The 16,417-nt window shown below is 42.3% G+C and carries 15 protein-coding genes; 9 read left to right on the forward strand and 6 right to left on the reverse strand.

From position 1 onward, the window contains the following. Together FN732_RS07935 and FN732_RS07940 are read right to left on the reverse strand one after the other, a co-directional pair. Positions 1 to 302 (reverse strand): helix-turn-helix domain-containing protein (locus tag FN732_RS07935; protein WP_142936031.1); only part of this gene is annotated, 302 nt, incomplete at its 3' end. Between the two features lie 78 nt (positions 303 to 380). Beyond that, on the reverse strand, positions 381 to 1,907 hold the full coding sequence (locus tag FN732_RS07940; protein WP_142936032.1) for a type I restriction-modification system subunit M: 1,527 nt from the start codon (positions 1,905 to 1,907) through the stop codon (positions 381 to 383). A gap of 70 nt (positions 1,908 to 1,977) precedes the next feature. On the opposite strand from FN732_RS07940, the gene lpxB reads away from it, so the two are divergent. The 5 genes from lpxB (at position 1,978) to FN732_RS07965 (ending at position 9,454) form a co-directional block, all read left to right on the forward strand. Beyond that, on the forward strand, positions 1,978 to 3,051 hold the full coding sequence (gene lpxB, locus FN732_RS07945; RefSeq protein WP_142936033.1) for a lipid-A-disaccharide synthase: 1,074 nt from the start codon (positions 1,978 to 1,980) through the stop codon (positions 3,049 to 3,051). A gap of 1 nt (position 3,052) precedes the next feature. Further along, positions 3,053 to 4,186, forward strand: a complete 1,134-nt coding sequence (locus tag FN732_RS07950) for a THUMP domain-containing class I SAM-dependent RNA methyltransferase (protein WP_142936034.1) — start codon at positions 3,053 to 3,055, stop codon at positions 4,184 to 4,186. Next, positions 4,183 to 5,305 (forward strand): peptide chain release factor 2 gene (gene prfB / locus FN732_RS07955; protein WP_342778609.1). Its coding sequence is split into 2 segments (ribosomal slippage): positions 4,183 to 4,248 and positions 4,250 to 5,305, totalling 1,122 coding nucleotides; the frame shifts between segments, so codons are not numbered across the junction. Before FN732_RS07950 ends, prfB begins: the two co-directional genes overlap by 4 nt. A gap of 168 nt (positions 5,306 to 5,473) precedes the next feature. Continuing rightward, positions 5,474 to 5,869 (forward strand): hypothetical protein, encoded by a 396-nt coding sequence (locus FN732_RS07960; protein WP_142936036.1) that lies wholly within the window; start codon positions 5,474 to 5,476, stop codon positions 5,867 to 5,869. Positions 5,870 to 5,887: 18 nt separating this feature from the next. Continuing rightward, on the forward strand, positions 5,888 to 9,454 hold the full coding sequence (locus FN732_RS07965; protein WP_142936037.1) for a hypothetical protein: 3,567 nt from the start codon (positions 5,888 to 5,890) through the stop codon (positions 9,452 to 9,454). 223 nt (positions 9,455 to 9,677) lie between these two features. On the opposite strand, the gene FN732_RS09585 is transcribed toward FN732_RS07965, so the two are convergent. The 4 genes from FN732_RS09585 to FN732_RS07980 are packed head-to-tail and all read right to left on the reverse strand — an operon-like array spanning position 9,678 to position 13,845. After that, positions 9,678 to 9,827 carry a hypothetical protein gene (locus FN732_RS09585; RefSeq protein WP_185954290.1) on the reverse strand — a complete coding sequence of 50 codons (150 nt, stop codon included), beginning with the start codon at positions 9,825 to 9,827 and terminating at the stop codon, positions 9,678 to 9,680. A 1-nt stretch (position 9,828) separates the two neighbouring features. Then, positions 9,829 to 11,244, reverse strand: coding sequence for a cysteine--tRNA ligase (gene cysS / locus FN732_RS07970; RefSeq protein ID WP_142936038.1), 1,416 nt, complete (start codon positions 11,242 to 11,244; stop codon positions 9,829 to 9,831). Beyond that, entirely contained in the window at positions 11,244 to 12,374 is a 1,131-nt protein-coding gene (hemW, locus tag FN732_RS07975; RefSeq protein WP_142936039.1) for a radical SAM family heme chaperone HemW, read from the reverse strand. Before hemW ends, cysS begins: the two co-directional genes overlap by 1 nt. Then, on the reverse strand, positions 12,355 to 13,845 hold the full coding sequence (locus FN732_RS07980) for a tetratricopeptide repeat protein (protein ID WP_142936040.1): 1,491 nt from the start codon (positions 13,843 to 13,845) through the stop codon (positions 12,355 to 12,357). Before FN732_RS07980 ends, hemW begins: the two co-directional genes overlap by 20 nt. Before the next feature lie 58 nt (positions 13,846 to 13,903). On the opposite strand from FN732_RS07980, the gene FN732_RS07985 reads away from it, so the two are divergent. The 4 genes from FN732_RS07985 to argF are packed head-to-tail and all read left to right on the forward strand — an operon-like array spanning position 13,904 to position 16,415. After that, complete coding sequence (locus FN732_RS07985) at positions 13,904 to 14,782, forward strand: N-glycosylase/DNA lyase (protein WP_142936041.1); 879 nt, start codon at positions 13,904 to 13,906, stop codon at positions 14,780 to 14,782. Further along, complete coding sequence (locus tag FN732_RS07990) at positions 14,779 to 15,267, forward strand: prepilin-type N-terminal cleavage/methylation domain-containing protein (RefSeq protein ID WP_142936042.1); 489 nt, start codon at positions 14,779 to 14,781, stop codon at positions 15,265 to 15,267. Before FN732_RS07985 ends, FN732_RS07990 begins: the two co-directional genes overlap by 4 nt. A gap of 50 nt (positions 15,268 to 15,317) precedes the next feature. Continuing rightward, positions 15,318 to 15,482, forward strand: coding sequence for a hypothetical protein (locus tag FN732_RS09590; protein WP_185954291.1), 165 nt, complete (start codon positions 15,318 to 15,320; stop codon positions 15,480 to 15,482). Between the two features lie 3 nt (positions 15,483 to 15,485). After that, positions 15,486 to 16,415: an ornithine carbamoyltransferase gene (gene argF / locus FN732_RS07995; protein ID WP_142936043.1), complete on the forward strand. Its 930-nt coding sequence runs from the start codon at positions 15,486 to 15,488 to the stop codon at positions 16,413 to 16,415. Positions 16,416 to 16,417 lie beyond the last annotated feature (2 nt).

The raw sequence follows: 16,417 nt of genomic DNA on the forward strand, positions 1-16,417 counted from the left end.
ATCTGAGGTTGTCTTACTCTGTGAGGTCTTTTGTTTCTGTCTTTGAGGCCTTCTAAACCGTACTTTTTGTATCTAATTTTCCATTTGTAGAAGGTAGTTGGACTTATTCCGAAGTATCTGCAGGTTAGTCTTGCATTTTGGTGTTTTTCGTAATGTTGAATCCATTTAAGTCTTTTTCTCACGTTTGGGTCTTTTGTTAGGTCGAGTTTGGTTTTTATTTTCGTTCCTCTTTTGATTGTTTTTTTGAAGGGTGTATTTGATATGTGCAGGGATGCACCTTTGAATTTCTTTAATTGTTTCATTGGTGGACACCTCCTTTTGTTGGAGTTCAAATCTTATTTTAGGGTGTCCACCTTCTTTCTGAACTTCAACAGGAAGTTTCAGAGCTCTATCCCCAAGGACTCCTCCAAAATTTCACAGAGCTCCTCCTCTGCCCTTCTCCTGTCCTCCTCAGCCTCCTTCACCATTACAACGGCATCCTCTAACGGAAGAACTTCCTCTTCTGTTGAAATTGTTATGTACCTTGAAGGGCTCAGGTTGTAATCGTTAGCCCTTGCCTCCTCTAAGGTTATTATTCTGCTGAACTTTTCAACCTCCTTCCAGCCGTGGTAAACCTCGGATACTTCCCTTATTCCCTCCTCTGTAAGGATGTTTTTCGGCCTTCCCTTCTCAAACTTTTCGGAGGCATTTATTAAGAGAATCTCTTCCCTGTGCCTTTTGTTCTTATTCAGAACGATAATTACTCCCGGCGCAGTTGTGTTGTAAAAGAGGTTCTCGGGAAGGAGTATAACGGCCTCTATTAAATCGCTCTCAACGAACTTCTTCCTTATGTCCCTCTCCCTGTTACTCCCCTCTGCTCCGCTTCCCCTTGATACGCTCCCTGTATCCAAAACAATGCAGGCCTTTCCGTTTCCTTTGAGCGAGGCATTAACGTGCTGAATCCATCCCCAGTCTGCAGATGAGGAGGGAGGATAACCGAACGTGAACCTTCCAAACTGGTCATTTTCGTAGGTTGACTGTGGAAAATCCTGATTCCACATTGGATTTGTAGCAATCAGGTCAAACTGCATCAGGGAGCCGTCGCTGTTTTTAAAGGCTGGATGGTTCATTGTATCTCCAAGGGCAATTTCTGCGTCCATATCGTGGATGAAAATGTTCATCTTTGCCATTGCATAGCTAAAGTGGAGTATTTCCTGACCGTAGAATTTAAGGTCTGCAACAGTTTTTCCCCTGTACTTCTCCTTAAAGTAGAGCTGGTTCTTTATTAAAAGTCCGGCAGAGCCAACACACGGGTCGTAAATCGACTGTCCGGGCTCAGGGTCAAGGATGTGAGCTATTAAAATTCCAACCTCCCTCGGAGTGTAAAACTCCCCTGCAGACTGACCAGAACCCTCTGCAAACTTCCTAAGCAGGTACTCGTAGGCATTTCCTATTATGTCGGGAGGAACGTCCCTTATTCCGAGCCTGTACTTACTGAGAACGTTGATGAGTGCGTGGAGCCTTTCATCGCTGATTATTCTCTTTCCAGCCATTGTTGCATTGAAGTCAACAATATCGACAACACCCTGGAGCTTCGGGTTTTCCTTTGCTATTGCCCTAACGGCATCGGTTAAGTACATTCCAAGACCGTGAACCGGATGCCTTTTTATGTTTTCCCACCTTGCAACTTCCGGAATAAAAAACCTAACGAAGGAGTGGTCTGACTCAACTATTTCTAAAGCCGTCTCTCTATCTCCAAACTCCTCTGAGAGCTTCTCTATCTCGTCTTCAAATACGTCTGAGAGCCTCTTTATGAATATCAACGGGAGTATATACTCCTTGTACTTTGGAGCGTCCACCTCTCCCCTGATTTTGCAGGCAGCTTCCCAGAGCCAGTTTTCAAGTGTCTTTATATCAAGCTCGGCCATTCCTTCCTTCCAAAAATTGAGTTATTGTTAATGTAGCAAAGTTTAACAAATGTAGGATTCAGGATTTAAGATGAAAAAGTTATTGATTGTTACAGGAGAGCTCTCCGGATTCATCTATGCGAGGGAGATTGTTAGGGAGCTCTCACCTTTTTTTGAAATTTTTGGAGTTTTCACTGAGGAAGTTCCGGGAAGTAAAAGGATTTTGGACTCAAAGGAGCTTACCGCCTTTGGACTCTTTGAGGTTATTTCAAAACTTCCAAGCATCTTAAGAGGAAAGAGGAGAATCGTTTCGTTTTTGGAAAGTGAAAAGCCCGATGCCGTTCTGCTAATTGACTTTCCCGGATTTAACCTTCAGATAGCAAAGGAGGCAAAGAAAAGGGGAATTAAGGTTCTCTACTTCATCCCTCCAAAGGTATGGGCTTGGGGAAGGGGGAGAGTTGAAAAGTTAAGGGCTTACTGTGACAGAATTTTCGTCATCTTTCCCTTTGAAGTTCCCTTTTACAGTCAGTTTGGAATTGATGTAACCTACGTTGGAAATCCGCTAATTGACATAGTTAAGCCTAACAGGGAGAGAAAGGAGTTCTTAGAAACCTTTGAAATTGAAGAGCCCTTCTATGCACTCCTTCCAGGAAGCAGGCCTTCGGAAATTAAGTATTTGCTGCCAACGTTAAAGGAATTTTCAGAGAGCTTTGGAGGCAACTGGGTCATTCCTGTTGCAGATACGGTTAAGGAACTTTTTAAGAACTTCCACTCTAAGAACATTAAACTCGTTCCGGAGGGTGAAAGGTACAACGTTTTAAGATACTCTGAGGCCGGAGTAATTGCATCAGGAACGGCATCTTTAGAGGCCGCAATTTCGGAGCTCCCCCATGTTGTCGTTTACAGAGTTCATCCGTTAACCTACTTTATAGCTAAAAGGGCTGTTAAACTTCCTTTCGTTTCCCTTCCAAACCTTATAGCCGGAAAGGAGGTCGTTCCGGAGCTCCTCCAGGATAGGTTCAACAGGGAAAACTTGTTCCTGACGTTTGAAACCCTCCTTGAAAATAGAGATTGGTGCAGGGAAGTTTTGAGAAAGGAGGTAAAGGAGAAACTTTCGGGAGGAGCAGTAAAGAAACTCTCAGAGGAGATTAAGAGGGAGATTTAGAATGGAGCTCTTTGCAGTTTCCCAGCCGGGGCTTGAGGAGGTTACAAGGAAAGAACTTGAGGATTTGGGAATAGAGGGAAAGGCTGTTCCGGGAGGAGTTCTCTTTTCCGGAGGTCTTAGGGAAATATACCTTACAAACCTGTGGCTCAGGAGCGCAACGAGGGTTCTTTTAAGGCTCTGTTCATTTAGAGCTCTCCACTTTGCCGAACTTGTCAGAAAGGCAAAAAGGTGCAAGTGGGAAAAGTTTATAAGTCCAAACCTCCCTGTTAAGTTCAGGGTAACATCAAGAAGGTCAAAACTCTACCACACAAAGGGAATAGAAGAGAGAATCTTAAGGGCCATTGAGGAGAGGTTGGGCTTTGAGCCAAGAGTTGCAAGGTTTGAAGATGAGGGAACGAGCATAGTTGTAAGGGTTGAGAACAACGTATTTACGATAAGTGTAAATACATCGGGAGCTCCACTCTACAAGAGGGGCTACAGGGTAGTCGAAACTGAGGCTCCCCTGAGGGAGAACATCGCCGCCGGAGTGATTCTAATGTCAAACTGGAGGGGGGAAATTCCGCTAATTGACCCCTTCTGTGGTTCGGGAACGATTCCAATAGAGGGAGCTCTCATAGCATCAAACACTCCTCCTGGTAAAAACAGGAAGTTTGCATTTATGGAGTGGAAAAGCTTTGATGAGGAGCTCTGGAACGAGCTCTTAGAGGAGGCAGAATCAAAAAGGAAAGAGATAAACGTTCCAATAATGGGCTTTGACATCGAACCAAAGGCCGTTGAAGCATCTTTAAAGAACGCAGAAGCTGCTGGAGTTTCAAAATTTGTGGAGTTTAAAAACCTCTCTCTTCCTGAAATTAAAATGGAGAGAGTTCTAATCGTTACAAATCCCCCATACGGGGTGAGGCTTTCAGAGAGAAAGTTGGGGGAAATCTACGCCCGATTTGGAGAGTGGGTCGAGAAGAATTTTAAGTACTACTCGGTTTACTTTCTATCTCCCTCAAGGAGACTTGCCGAGAGGACACTTCTCAACTTTGAGCTCCTAACCTACCTCTCAAACGGCGGAATCAGGGTAGGACTTTACAGGGCGAGTAATTTTCCTACTATTATGGACAGAAATTATTCGGAGGTTCAGGATTGATAGAGAGGATTCAGGAGTTAAAGGAGGAATTAAAGAAGGTCAAGGAGAAGTACGGAGAAATAAGGGGGTATTTTTGACTTAGATGAGCTCAAAAAGAGACTTTCGGAAATTGAAGGGGAAATGTCGTCTCCTGAGTTCTGGAACAACCCCGAAAAGGCTCAGAAACTCTCACAGGAGAGGAACAGAATAGAGGAGGAGCTCAACGAAATTTCCAAGTTAAACGACAAGTTAAACGAAAAGATTGAGGAGTGTGAGGTTCTCATTGAGATGGCTGAGGAGGAGAACGAGAGAGAGCTCCTTGGCGAAGTAGAGGAAAATCTAAAGGAAGTAGAGGAATCATTAAGCAAACTTGAAATAAAGAAACTTCTCTCTGGAGAGTACGATAAGAACAATGCAATAGTAACAATCCATGCAGGAGCCGGAGGAACGGAATCCTGCGATTGGGCCCAAATGTTGATGAGGATGTACTTCAGGTGGGCAGAGAGGAAGGGATTCAACGTTGAAATATTGGACATTCAGGAAAACGAAGAGGCAGGAATAAAGAGTGCGACGTTCTTAGTTAAGGGAAACTATGCTTACGGGCTTTTGAAATCTGAACATGGAACCCACAGGCTTGTAAGGATTTCACCCTTTGATGCAAATGCAAGGAGACACACCTCCTTCTGCGGTGTTATCGTTGTTCCCGAGATAGACGATGACGTTGAGGTTGAAATAAGGGAGGAGGATTTAAGAATAGATACGTACCGCTCCTCTGGGGCTGGAGGACAACACGTTAACACAACAGATTCTGCAGTTAGGATAACCCACATTCCCACAGGAATTGTCGTTACGTGTCAAAGTGAACGCTCTCAGATTCAGAACAGACAGAGAGCTCTGAAAATCCTGAAAGCCCGCCTCTATGAACTAAAAATGAGGGAGAGGGAGGAAAAGCTTGCCCAAGCACGGGGAGAGCACAAAAGCATAGCTTGGGGAAACCAGATACGCTCCTACGTTTTTCAACCCTACCAGCTTGTAAAGGACCACAGAACAGGAACGGAAAACTCGAACGTTCAGTCTGTAATGGATGGAGACATTGACCAGTTCATAGAAACTTACCTGAAACAAAGGGCTACAGTATAAATTCTCCTTGCTTCCCTTCTTATCCTCCTTTTTGTTTTTAGCTTTTCAAATAATGAAAAAATAAGGATTACTTTATGTAATAAAAATTTTATTTTAAAATAAGTCTTATTGAAATTTATAAAATTGTGAATTAAAATTAAATAAAATTTCCTAAATTCGGAGGAAGAGATGAAAAGGAGGAGGTGGAAAGCGGCTTTATCTACGGGAACTCTCTTCCTATTAGGAGTTTCTGCTCAAGCCTTAGGTCACCCGGCAGTTCCTCTAAGAGACATCAATGGAAAGCCAATTTCTGAAACCCTTAACCCTTCAGACACCATAACAATAGGAAACTCAACTTACATTGCCGGAAATCCTGTAAGTTGGGAAGTCACATGTGGTTCATGCCACAAGGAAGTTACGGGAGATGTAAAAGGAGGACTTCACTCCCCCGGTCCAATACATGCGACCTACCACATAGGTAGGGGTTGGGATGAGTTAAGTGATGACTTTGGTTATGAGAGAGTAAAAGCCGGAAAGGACTGGAGGAAATTTTTACGCTCCTTCGGTGATGATGGAGCCTGGTGACCACCTTCGTACCGCCAGTTGGCGGCAAAGCACCCTTCAAAGGACCCCGGGCTTTCTCCAGATATTAACAATGGAGTCGATTACAGAGGAAATGTTAAGTACGACATGGATATGGGAACTCCCGATAAGGTATTCACATGTGCATCCTGCCACTCCGGTGGAATTATGGCCTTTGATAGGGACAGCGGAAAGCGCCACGACGAAGTTGAAACCTGGGACAACCAGACCGATGGAACAGGATTTTTCTCAAATGCTACCTACTCAGACAGTGAAGTTGACGGAGACTACTTCTCCTATACCGCAGATGAAGAATCAAGGGGATACATCGGAATGCCCCACAAGTTCAACTGGAAAAAGTCGGGAGTTTTAGATACAGACTGTCTCCTCTGCCACTCAGACCGTTCCTTAGCTGAAAAAGAAAAGCTTGTAGTTACTACTTCAAACGGTTGGAATGCTTCAAATCCAACCCCTGCAAACCCAAGGGTTTTTGTCTTTGTTAAGAAGGACAATAACGGAAAGGTTGTTGAGGTTTCTTTAGGATTTCCTCCACAACTAACACAGGATGAAATTAACAACGGATACACAATCGATTCAGCAGCTTTCTATTCCGACCCTCTTGAGAGATTGGTAAGTGTTTACTATTCAGACGTTATTCAAGGAGTTATAAAGGATGAGTTAAAACAGTCTGGAATAGACCCAGCAACTCTGAACCAGCAGCAGATGATGACTATTCAGAGCTTCACAATAGGTACTATCTCAGGTTATCTGAAACATGGAACGACTACAGGATTTACAATCCCATACTCACAGCTTGGTCAAAAGATAGGTGTTGACCTTCAGGATTACAACTATGACGATTCTAAATTTAACAATAGACTCTCCGGTTTCTTTGGCCAGTTCTACCTTGATATCGGAGCTCCAAACTTCTCAGCCCGTGACTACCTGAGAAACGCATTTTTCGAGTCAACAGTTGAGGGTCAGCCTTACGTCGGTTCAGGATTTGTGGTTAGAGCTGCAAATGCAACGAGCAATTACTCTTACAAACCGAACGACCCAAACGTTCCGTTTGTAAACCTTGCAAGGGCAGGCCACTTCTTTGGATGGGCAGCAACGGGAACATTAATGTCGATAGCAGACCCTAACAATCCATCAAAACCTATTGCCTTTGTAAGACTTGAAAAACAACAGGACGGAACGTTCAAGGCTGTAGCTTACTACAAGAATGACGTTGACCTTGACAACGTTCAACTGCCCATTCTTGAAACAAGTAACCACTATACTCTAATAAAGGCAGACTCAAGCAGTAAGGATGGTGTATCAGTTTCTCATACAGGAGATAAAGATAAAGACCTTTCATTAATGTGTGCCCAGTGCCACTTTGCCATTCCGGACACAGAAAACAAGTGGACTGTAGATGGACAACACTTCTTCCCCAACTGGTACGTAAGGAGGGGAATCATTGGACTTGGAGCTGACGTTGTTAAGAGAGCTGCGGTCTATGCACCGGATGAGAAACAGAACGACCAATCCGTTGCCCCGATAGCCATTACTCCAGATGGAGAAATGGCAAAGTACAGCAGTATGAACGATACTATGAACTACTCCGACGGTCTTCCTGTAGGTTACGACGTTCACATGGCAAAGGATGGTGGGAATTTGTCGTGTCTATCCTGTCACGGACAGGACAATCTTCCCAAAGATGTTAAGGAACACCACAATCCTCACAACTTCCTGAAAGGTAATGACTCTGCCGGTGAAGTTATGCCTGCACTCGACTACAATCCTTCAGTTAGAACCTGTTCAAGTTGTCACTGGGGAACAGATGACGGCGCAGCAAAGGCACATGAAGCTTGGTTTGGGCCTGCAGCATCAGCCCACATCAACAAAATTCAGTGTCAGGTATGCCACATACCGTTTAAGACCTACTGGACGTTCAGATTCTTCGATGATTCACTTGGATACTCCAACCAGTTTGACGATAGATTAATGAAAATGGATAACGGAACTGTTTATCAGTTTCCTCCAGAGTGGGCAATTCCTGCCTTTGGACCGACTCCAACCTACGGACTGAACTTCTCTTACGTCATTGCCCAAACGGACGATAACGGAACTGACAAGCTACTTCCAATAACGTCAATTGATATGGACCCTTACAGAGCTCTCATGAGGGTCAACAATTCAAACTTTGGACTCTGGAACATTCCTTCGGAAAACTTTCCATGGAGATGGGAACCTGCAATTATCAAACGTTGGACTATAAACGATAAGGGAGAGCCTGTCTTAAGGGCAGGTCTAATCAGTCCGATTCAAGTATTTACATGGATTGATGCAGCAACAGGAAGGGCCCTCTTTGTTCGTGAGATGAACATGGCAATTGATGGAGTTGCCTACGATTCAAATGGAACTCCAGTTGGAAAATCAACCATAGACCCAGAACTTCCCGAAAAGAGCGTTCCAGGGTTGACGATTGATCCAAAAACTGGAAAAGTTGCATTTAAGATTCACTGGGTAGACGGCAATCCTGGTGGATATGTTGACTATATTGACGATGATGACGGAGATATGGTTCCAGAAATCAGCACAAACGAGGAGTACGAAGCCCTAAAAGCTGCCATTAAACAGGTTCTTGATAAGGAAGATCCAGGACATCCTCATAATCCTGTAATCATGACGTTTATGGCACCATTTGGCATTGACCACGGAGTTCTACCTGCTGAGTATGCCCTTGGAGCTCAGAAGACTGGTCCTCTTTCCTGTAACGCTTGTCACAACTCAGATGAGAGTAAGAACAGGTTGAGTCCGGCGGTCTGGGAAGGGGATGAAAGTGCAGGAAGGAAGGTAACTCTCACGTTCCACGCCCTACCAGATGAGGCCGTCAGCGAGTCTAAGGCAACGGGAATGTGGATGTTACCGGAGGGAACTAAGTCTGAGAACGGTAGGTACGTGATTACTCAGGGAGCTCTCTGCAGAGTAACGTCCGTTGGAGTCGAAAGTAAGGAATTTTCTGCTTTCTACTTAGTTACTCCTGATGGTACTGTAACAGGACCTGTCTCAGATGAAGTAAAAATTTCTGTAGACAAAGGAGCAGTGGATGTTCCAACTTCTGTTAAAGTCGAAAAGGTTGAGAATGCAAACATTGAGGAATCTGCAGTTGAAGCTGCAAAATCGTACGGAATAGATACTCCCGTTCTTGCAACTGAAGTCTTGGATATTCATACGAAAACAAACAAATTTAATTCACCTGTAACATTTACAATTAAGTACGACCCATCCAAGGTGGCAAACAAGGTATTAATTCTTGCAAGTGAGGACGGTAAAAACTGGACAAAAGTTACAGAATTTGGCGTTGACCCGAACAATCCTTACGTAACGTTTGCAAGGAGCCAGCTCAGCTACTTTGCAGTTGTAGGTGAAGCTCCTTCATCAATTCCTTCAGGAACAGCACAAACTACAACCGGAGGTGGTAGTGGAGGTGGTTGTTCAATTTCTCCTGCTGTAGAGCCAGTTTCTGGAGGAGTTAGCCTTCTAACGATGCTTTCAGGTCTAATAGGGCTTCTCCTTGGAAGGAAAAAAAGGAAAAACTAATCTTTAGGGGGCTTCTGCCCCCTATTTTCCTCATTTTTCTTTCTGTACTTTACCTTCAAAAAGCTCATGGCGCTGACCAGCGCAACCAAGTAACCACCACTTCAGACGGGACAGTTCGGCTGTCCACAACCACAGGCTAAAAACGACGAAATTCCAGCGCTACTTCCCAAAGTTAAAAGTCCGGCTGTTTTCAGTTTCTCCCACTTTTTCTTCACCCAACTCCTCACTTTTCAGACAGAATTGCCAGAACATAAACAACAAATGCCAAAAAGAACAGAAGGAGAATCAGATACCAGGAAAATTTAAATATTCTTTTCTTCCAACAGTCTTCCCTTTTCTTCTCTCTGTAGTAGTCCCTATCGTAAATTCCCATTCTAACCTCTCTTATAGACTGTTCCCGTAGGTAGGTCCTCCAAAGTTATCCCCAACTCCTTCAGTCTGTCCCTTATTAAGTCCGCAAGTTGGAACTCCTTTTTCTTTCGGAGCTCTCCCCGAACCTCTACGAGGAGCTCTATGAGTTTATCCTCTATTCCCCCTTCCATTTCTCTCTCCTCCTTAAAGCCCAAAATGTTCAAACACTCCTTAACAAAATCAACAGCCTCTAAGTAGGAAAATTTCTCCTCCTTACTTATCTTTCCCTCTTTTAGAGCTCTATCCTTAACTAAGTTTCCTTCCTTTACAACTTCAAATAGAACACTGAGAGCCTTAGCAGTGTTGAAGTCGTCGTCCATTGCAGACTCAAAATCCTTCCTGTACGTTGAAACTGAAATAGGCTCTTTTCCATAATCAGTTTCAGCTAAACTTTCAATTATTGAAGCAGATTTAATAAAGTTCTGAATTCTCTCAAGAGCCCTCTCTGACTCCTTTAATCTGTCCTTTGAGAAGTCTATCGGACTTCTGTAGTGAACTGATAGGAGGAAGAACCTTAAAACGTTTGGGGAAAATTCCTTTAGAATCTCCTTTATCGTAAAGAAGTTCCCTAAGGATTTACTCATCTTCTCTTTGTTTACCATTACAAATCCATTGTGAATCCAGTACCTTGCAAAGGGCTTTCCTGTATAGGCCTCAGATTGAGCAATTTCGTTTTCATGGTGGGGGAAAATCAGGTCTAAACCCCCTCCGTGAATGTCCATGGTTTCACCCAAGTACTTCATAGACATAACTGAGCACTCAATGTGCCATCCCGGCCTACCAACTCCCCAAGGTGATTCCCATCCGGGTTCTCCTTCCTTGCTCTTCTTCCAGAGGGCAAAGTCTAAAGGGTCTTTCTTCTTCTCCCCTGGTTCTATCCTTGCTCCGGCTAAGAGCTCATCCAAGTTCCTCTTTGAGAGCTTTCCATACTCAGGAAATTTCCTAACAGAAAAGTAAACGTCTCCATCCGCTTCATAGGCAAATCCCTTGTTTATCAGTCCGTCTATCATTTCAATAATTTCCCTTATGTGCTCTGTGACTCTCGGCTTAAAGGTTGGCTCCTTTACGTTTAAGGTTTCCATGTCCTCTTCGTACGACTTGATGTACTTATCTGCAACCTTAAACCATGGAATTCCTTCCTCATTTGCCCTCTTTATTATCTTGTCATCTACGTCTGTGTAGTTCCTAACAAAAATTACCCTGTAACCCCTGTACTCAAACCACCTTCTTATAACATCAAAAACAATTGCACTTCTTGCATGTCCAATGTGGGCATGGTCGTAAACTGTGGGACCACAGACGTAGATTTTTACAACTCTATCTTCAAGGGGTTTAAATTCTTCCTTTTCGTCCGTCATCGTGTTTGTAACGTAAATCATTAGACCTCCCAGAGTTCCTTAATTAAGAGGGATATAACTGCATTTGATGTAAAGTATGCCCTTTTGTCAAGTTTTAATTTAGGAAATTCATAGATTAGGTAGCCTTCATCGATTAAACCTTTTAGAACCTCTGAACTCTTTAGAGCTCTATCCATTTCCTCTTCAATCCCTATCTCTTTAACGTCTACTCCTTCGGTTAATCTGAGCCCCATAATGAGCTTAATCTCCTTTAAACCCCTTCCTCTAAACTCTTCTCTCTCCTCGATAGGTAGAGTCTCCTCATTTATTTTACTTATGTACTCTCCAATGTCGCTAATATTCTTTGTGTAAACTCCATCCTCAAAGGAAGCAGCCGAAGGGCCAAGACCTACGTAGTTTTCCAATCTCCAGTAACTTAAATTGTGTTTCGATTCAAAGCCGGGAACCGAAAAGTTTGAAATTTCGTACTGTTTGAATCCCCTGCTTTCAAGCAGTTCAACTGCCTCATAGTACATCTTTGATACCTTTTCCTCCTCAGGCAGCGAAAATTTCCCTGCATTAAGGAGCTCCTCAAAGGGAGTTCCCTCATAAATAGTTAGGGCGTAGAGGGAGACGTGTTTTACTGGAAACTTAAGTAGAAATTCCAAATCCTCTAAAAACTCCTCAATACTCTGTCCCGGAATACCGTAGATAATGTCGGCTGATACGTTGGAGAAGAGAGATAGCGTCTCCTCAAGAGCTCTTACGTTATCCTCTCTGTTCTGTCCTCTTCCTAAAAATTTTAGAAATTTATCGGAGAAACTTTGAACTCCAAGGCTAATTCTGTTTACTCCTACTGAATTGAGTGAGGAGAGGAAATCCCTTTTTGCATCCTCAGGGTTAACCTCAACTGTAACTTCTGAAAATTGACTCAACTTCGAAAGTAGGGTTTCAAAAAATGAAGCCTCCATGAGCGATGGAGTGCCGCCTCCAAAGTAAACTGTTGGAAACTGGGAAAACTCTGGAGCTCTGATTGAAAGCTCCTTAAAAATGGCCTTCTTGTAGTCATCCTTCAATTCGAAAAAGTTCCCAGAGTAGAAATCGCAGTAGGGACACTTTTTTCTACAGAAGGGAACGTGAACGTAAAGGGAATTAACCAAGTTCCTTCTCAATTTTCTTTATTTTTTCCTCTAAATCAGGGTCCTTTAGAACTTCCTGAGCTGATTTGTACCAGTGGAGAGCTCTCTCCTTATCTCCCATATTCCTGTATATTTCACCTATCTCAACCTCAATTTGTGCCTTTTCCTCTGGAGATAGATTCTCCTTTAAAACATCGAAGAGCAAGGAGAGCGCTTCCCTATCTCTACCCTGTTTTTTTAGAGATTCCGCAGTTAAAATGGCAGCCCTTACCCTTTCTTCAGTTTTCAAAGCTTGCCTGGCAAACTTTTCTGCCTCTTTGTAGTCTCCTATGCCTAAAAAAGCCTCTGCCATCGATACAAGTCTTTTTCCATCTGTATTCTTCTGAAGGAGCTCTATTCCTGCTTTTATATCCTCGGAAGACTCCCTCTCCTTCGTTAAGGACTCCAAAGATTCCAGTGTAGAGCTATTAATGTCTAAAACCTCATCGAAAACTTTAAGAATTTCCTCCGGTTCAGGAATTTCCTCCGGCTTCTCTGTTTTGAAGGACAGAATCCTAACTCTTCCCTTCCTAGACATGTAAGATTCCAGTTTATCGTAGAGCTCCTTATTAATCAGTCCTACTTTTTCAAGGTACTCTTCAGCGTTTTCCTCTTCTCCAAGTTCGTGCTCTATCATGGCTAAATAGACGTACTTTAAGAGAGGGTCTTTAAGACCATTGATAACTTGTTTTAAAAGACTTAGATTGTTATTCTCTTTGAATTGAGAAACAGCGAACTCAATGAAATCGAAATCCTTTTCGTGTTTTCTAATAAGTGAGGAAAGAACCTTTATTATTTCTGGTCTTTCTTCCTTTATATGTGAAATTACTTCAATTATTTGTTTATCAATAACATCATTTGCTTTTAATTCCCTTGCTTTTAAAAATACTTTTAAGGCAGACCGAGGTCGTTTTAAATTCATGTAGAGATTACCGGCAAGGATGTAGTTAATAAATGCTTCTTCTTTATAACCAGCTTTGGCCAAAGCATCTGCATAACGCTCGTAGAAAATAGGATGGAAATATTTTTCAACGAATCTGTCTAAGAGTTCTTTTATGGGAGTAGGGTCTTTACCAGCTTCAACAAACTTTTTAAACGAATTTAATAAAACCTCAAAAGCTTCATACAGAAGTTCCTTTCTTATGTAAGTTTCTGAGAGTAATTTTATAGCTTCCAAGTTAAAAGGGTCCAGTTTTAGAGCTCTATTTAAGAGAGTAATTGCTACATCATAGTATTCTTCGTTAATCTTTCTTTTAGCGAACGAGATAATTTCGCTGACAGCCTCTTTTTTTCTATCAAATTTAACTAATGCATCTATATAGGGGGTGAATATTGATAAAGAATCTGGGTGTTTTCTTAGTAAAATTCTCCCTAAATTTATTATTTTTGTATAATCACGTTTCTTAACAGCTTCTTCAAACTGCTCCTCTTCTGTCTTTTTTCGAAAGAAATCAAAGAAGGCCATTAATCCTCCTGCTGAGGAATGTTAGAATATTATATATAAAAATTCCTTGGAAGTGATAATGAAAGGAAAGCTTGAGCTTCATCCAAAAAGAGCAAGAAAAGTAGGGAGCACTCTCTTAGAAGAAGTAAAAAAAGGGGGAATTTTCGGACACAGGGAACTTCCAGATGATATGGTTAAATCCATTGCTGATGAAGTAGATACTGAAACGTTACTTTTAATAGTGACACTAACAACATCGTTAGACTACATGAGAAACGCAAACGAGCTGTGGGAGAACTCCCTCAAGACCCTCAAAGACGATGAAACAAAGTGGCTGTTTGACCCTCACAAAGTAGCAGAAAAGGGGGACGATGAGCTCCTCAAAGCCCTGTCAAAACACGGTTTAGCAAAAAAGAAGAAGAGGGACCTTCTCATCTGGAAAACAATTTCAAAAACCCTTTCTGAAAAGTACAGCGGAAGCGTTAAAAAGCTCTTTGAGGAGTATGAGTTTAAAGTTGATAGGATGTTTACAGACTTCCTAAAGAACAGAAAGGGAGAGTTTCCCTCCTTATCGGGGACAAAACTCTTTCCCCACTGGATTCGGAGCTTAAAGGAGAAAGTTGTCCTTCCATTTAAGGGCGTAGAGAACCTCCCAATTCCTGTAGATGTTCATGTGGCAAGGGCTACATTTACAACGGGATGTATAACTGGAAAGTACAAATCTAAAGGAGTTAATGAAACGATAAAAAAGAAGGTTATTGAGGTTTGGAGGAAAGGATTAGAGGGAACGGAAATTCTCCCCGTTGATATGTTCCGCCCCTTGTGGCTTCTCTCCAAGTATGGATGTCACTACAGGCAGGACGGCAAAAGGCCAAAACTGAAGGAGTGTCCGGTAAAAAACTACTGTGTAAGCGGAAAAGTAATTGTGACCTCGAATAGAGTGGAGATAGAGACTTGAGGAGGTTTGGATTTACGCTTTTGGAGCTCCTTATAGTTTTAGTAATTCTATCGGTAGTACTGTCGGTGTCCTTTCCCAAGATTGTTCAAATCAACTTATCTTCAGAGGAATCCACTATTAATAGAATAAAATCTCTGTTTTCTAACAGTTTTTCCCTATCAAATCCTGTTGAGGTGTGTTTAAACTTTAAGAAAAATGTTCTTAGTGTAGGGGGAGAGGAAGTTAAACTACCGTTTACAGCCGAGACTGTAGTTTTCCCCGGAAAGCTAATTTCCTCAGAAAGGGTCAGTAAATTCTGCTTTCAGGTCAAAAATTTAAACTATGGAGCAATAATTGGAAAAAAGGAAAATGAATACGGTGCCATTTTTTTTACACTACCTTTAGGGGAAATTAAAATATACCATTTGAACAGTTCTGAGGAGGAGACTTTAAAGGATAAAATTGAAAAGGGAAGAATAGTGCAATGGTTCAATTATTACTTATAATTAACTTCATCCTTATAGTGCTTCTATTCTTTCTGCTAATAGGAGAATTTATGTTTATTAAAAACCTCAAAGAGAGGATTGATGAAATAGAGAGTAATCTAATAAAGGTTGATTCAAAGGCATCAAACAGTGAATTTGAAATGGATAAAATAAGAGAACAACTTTCATTCCTTAAAAACCAGGTTAAAACAATTCTATCCTACATCAGGAGGTAATTAATGAAGGATTTCATATCAATGTTGGATTCGGATAGACTCTTCATAGAAAACATACTCTCCCTTTCATCGTTTTTAAAGGAGAAGGTAAAGAAGGGGGAAATCTACAGACCTTTAGACGGTTTCACTGCGGCCCTGATTTTTGAAAAGCCTTCAACGAGAACGAGAGTCTCTTTCGATGTTGGAGTTTATCAGCTTGGAGGTTATGGAATCTACATGGATACAAAGGGTTCTCAGTTGGGAAGAGGGGAGCCGATAAAGGATACGGCAAGGGTCCTCTCGAGGTACGTTGACTTAATAGTAATAAGAACATTTGGACAGAACAGAGTAGAGGAACTTGCAAAGTACTCGCAGGTTCCTGTAATCAACGCACTTACAGACGAGGAACACCCCTGTCAGGTTCTTGCAGACCTATTCACGATTTGGGAGTACAAGGGGAGATTGGAGGGACTGAAAGTTGCATACCTTGGAGATGGAAATAACATGTGCAACTCCTGGCTGATAGGTGCAGCTTACATGGGTATGAATTTTTACGCTGCAACTCCAAAGGGCTACGAACCTATGGAGTTTTACGTGGAAAAGGCTAAGGAGATAGCAAGGGATACTGGAGCTGAAATTGTCGTTACAAACGACCCTGTAGAGGCAGTAAAGGACGCAGATGTTGTCTACACGGACGTTTGGGCATCGATGGGGCAGGAGGAAGAAGCTGAGGAGAGAAGGAGAATTTTCATGCCTTACCAGGTTAATTCTGAGTTGGTTAAACACGCAAAACCAGATTACCTCTTTATGCACTGTCTTCCTGCCCACAGGGGTGAGGAGGTAACAGAGGAAGTTATCGAGGGAGAACGTTCAATCGTTTGGGACCAGGCAGAAAATAGGCTTCACACTCAAAAGGCCTTAATTTTGAAACTTGTAAGAAAGGTAAGGCCTTAAGG

The sequence above is a fragment of the Balnearium lithotrophicum genome, from assembly GCF_900182585.1.
GTDB lineage: Bacteria > Aquificota > Aquificia > Desulfurobacteriales > Desulfurobacteriaceae > Balnearium > Balnearium lithotrophicum.